Below are 3,340 nucleotides of genomic sequence, written 5' to 3' on the forward strand. Positions count from 1 at the left end.
GCCCCGGCCCCCGCCGCGGTGACCGCTCCCGCCCCCGCACCGGGCACCGCCCCCGCACCGGGCACCGACCCCGGCCGGCACGACATCGCCGTCGTCGGCATGGCCGGCCGCTACCCGGGCGCCGACACGCTGGAGGAGTTCTGGCAGCTGCTCAGCGACGGGCGGCACAGCTTCGAGCCGGTGCCCGAGTCGCGCTGGCACCACCGGGACCTCTACCACGACGAACGCGACGTCCTGGGCAAGACGGTGGTGCGCACCGGCACCTTCCTGCGCGACATCGACGCCTTCGACCCCCGCTACTTCTCCATCTCCCAGCGGGACGCCGAGATCCTCTCCCCGGAGGTCCGTCTGTTCCTCCAGGCGGGCGTCACGGCCCTGGAGGACGCCGGCTACTCGCGCGAGACGCTGCGCCGCCGCTACGACGGCGACGTCGGCGTCCTCGTCGGGTCGATGAACAACAGCTACCACCTGTACGGCTTCCAGAACATGCTCACCCGGGGCTCGGTGACCAGCGGCAGCGAGATCGGCGTGATCGCCAACATGCTGTCGTACTACTACGGGTTCACCGGCCCGTCGATGTTCCTGGACGCCATGTGCGCCTCCTCCTCGGCCTGCGTGCACCAGGCGGTGCGGATGCTGCGCGCGGGGGAGTGCCGGATGGCCGTCGTGGGCGGCGTCAACCTGATGCTGCACCCGCACGACCTGATCGCCACCTCGCAGGCGCACTTCACCACCCGGACCGCCGAGGTGGTGCGCAGCTACGGCGTCGGCGCCGATGGCACCATCCTCGGCGAGGGCGTGGGCGCGGTCGTCCTCAAACCGCTCGCCGAGGCCGTCGCCGACGGCGACCACGTCTACGGCGTGATCAAGGGCACCGGCATGACCAACGCCGGGGTGCGCAACGGCTTCACCGTGCCGAGCCCGCACCTGCAGGCCCGCGCGATCGAGAAGGCCCTGGACGACGCCGGGGTCGACGCGCGCACCATTAGCTACCTGGAGGGCCACGGCTCGGCCACCGCGCTCGGCGACCCCATCGAGATCAAGGGCGCCGGCCTCGCCTTCGCCCGGCACACCCGGGACCGGCAGTTCTGCGCCCTCGGCTCGGTCAAGTCGAACGTGGCCCACCTGCTGTCCGCCTCCGGCCTGGTCGGACTGACCAAGGTGCTGCTGCAGCTGCGGCACCGCACGCTGGTGCCGTCGCTGCACTCCGAGACGCCCAACCCGGCCATCGACTTCGCCGCCACCCCGTTCGTGGTGCAGCGCCGCCTGGAGGAGTGGCGGCGCCCGCGCGTCCCGGCGGGCGACGGCACCGTCGAGGCGCCGCTGCGCGCCGGTGTCACCTCCATCGGCGCGGGCGGCGCCAACGTGCACATCGTCGTCGAGGAGCACACCGGGCCGGTGGCGTCCGCGCCGGACAGCGGACGGCCCCAGCTGCTGGTCTGCTCCGCGACGACCCCCCGGACCCTCGGCCGCGTGCTGCGCGACCTGTACACGTACGCGCGCGACACGGGACCCTCCCTGGACGCCCTGGCGCACGCCCTGCAGACCGGCAAGAACGAACTGCCCTGCCGGCTCGCCTTCGTGGCCGCCGACCGCGCCGACGCCGTACGGCAGCTGGAACGGCTGAGCGCCGTCGACTGGACGGCCGACGCGCCCACGCCGCCCGGCGGCGTGCACTACACCGCCAGCATCCTGCGGCAGCGGCGCGCCACCGACACCGCCGCCGTGGAGCGGGCCTTCGACGAGCGGGCCCTGGACGACCTCGGCCGGTACTGGACGCAGGGCGCCGCCCTGGACTGGGACCGGCTGTGGCCCCGGGGCAGCCGCCCCGCCAAACTGTCCCTGCCGGCCTACCCGTTCGAGAAGGTGCGCTGCTGGTACCCCGAGCACGAGGACGCGCCGAGCGTGCTGCGCCCGCTGGCCTTCGCCCGGCGCGCCCACCCCTGGATCGGCGTCAACCGGTCCGACCTGCGCGGCGTGCGCCACGGCCTGACCCTGCGCGGCGACGAGCTGCTCGACTACGTCCACACCTCGGGCCGCACCCGCCGCTACGTCACGCTGGCGCTGGCCGACGCGGCGTCCGCCTTGGCGGGACTGGCCGGACTGACCGGACCGTTGCGCGTGGAGCACGCCCGCTGGGGCGCGCTGCCGCTGCCCGCCGACGCCCCGGCGGAGCTGGAGTGGCGGCTCGGCGCGGCGGGGGAGGGCCGGCACCGCGCGGAGCTGTGGCACCTCGGCGGCGCCCGGCCCACGCTCCGCTTCCACGCCGACGTGGTGCCCGCACCGCCCCCCGCCGCCGCGACGGCCCCCGTCCCGGCCGTCCGGACCACGGCGTCGGACGGCGAGGCGTTCTACGAACGGCTCGGCGAGGCGGGCGTGGACGCCCGGCCGTACGGCCGCTGCGTGACCGGCGCGACCGCGCTGGACGACGGGCGCCTGCTGCTGCGGATCGCCGAGCCCGACCGGTGCCAGGACCCGCACAAGCAGCGCGTGCGCGTGCCGGCGTGGGTGCTGGCGGGCGTCACACAGGGCGTGATGTACCTCCAGGCGACCGCCGACCCGGCCGGCCAGAGGGAGGCCGGCGCCCTCTCCCCGGTCGCGCTCGGCGCCCTGCACGGCGACGGCTTCGACCGGACCCGCACCGTGGTCCTGACCGCGGAGCGCGGGGAGACGTGGCACGTCGGGGCGGTGTTCCTCGACGAGCACGGCGAGGTGCTGGGCCGCCTGGACGACGCCGTGTTCGGCAGCGGACCGCTGCCCGAGTCCCTGGGCGGGGAACCCGGCTCCCTGGGCGGGGAAACCGACTCCCTGGGCGGGGAATCCGCCCCCGCCCCCGGCATGCCGCCGGCCGCGGCGCCGGCGGCACCCGTGACCGGGAGCACCACCGCCGCGCAGCCGGTCGCCGGCGACCGGAGCGACACGCTGGTGGAGACGCTGCGGCACATCGTCGCCGACCTGCTGAAGTTCGAGGTCGCGGACATCGACGCCGACACGCAGTTCTCCGCGTACGGCTTCGAGTCGATCTCACTGGCCCACCTCGCCACCGAGGTCGGCGCCACGCTCGACGTCGAGGTCACGCCCACGCTGTTCTTCGAGTGCCCGGACATCCGCAGCCTGAGCCGGCACCTGATCGAACGGTACGGCGACGCTCTGCGGCCCGCGGGCACCGGCCCCGGTGCCGGGAGCGCGGCACCGGAATCCGTACGACCGGAGCCCGGCGGCCGGCCGCGGCCCGCACCCGCCCCCGCACCGGCACCGGAGGCCGCGGCACCCGCCCCGGCTCCGGAAGCGGCGGCCCCGGTGGCGGCGTCCGCCGCGCCCGGGCCACGGGGCCACCGCG

1 protein-coding gene is annotated in these 3,340 nt (G+C 75.7%); it reads left to right on the forward strand.

All coding sequences use genetic code 11. The features are described from left to right. On the forward strand, nucleotides 1–3,340 hold a 3,340-nt coding region (locus ABD363_RS32280), incomplete at both ends, for a beta-ketoacyl synthase N-terminal-like domain-containing protein (protein WP_344610014.1).

This window comes from Streptomyces glaucus (assembly GCF_039533365.1).
Taxonomy (GTDB): Bacteria; Actinomycetota; Actinomycetes; order Streptomycetales; family Streptomycetaceae; genus Streptomyces; species Streptomyces glaucus.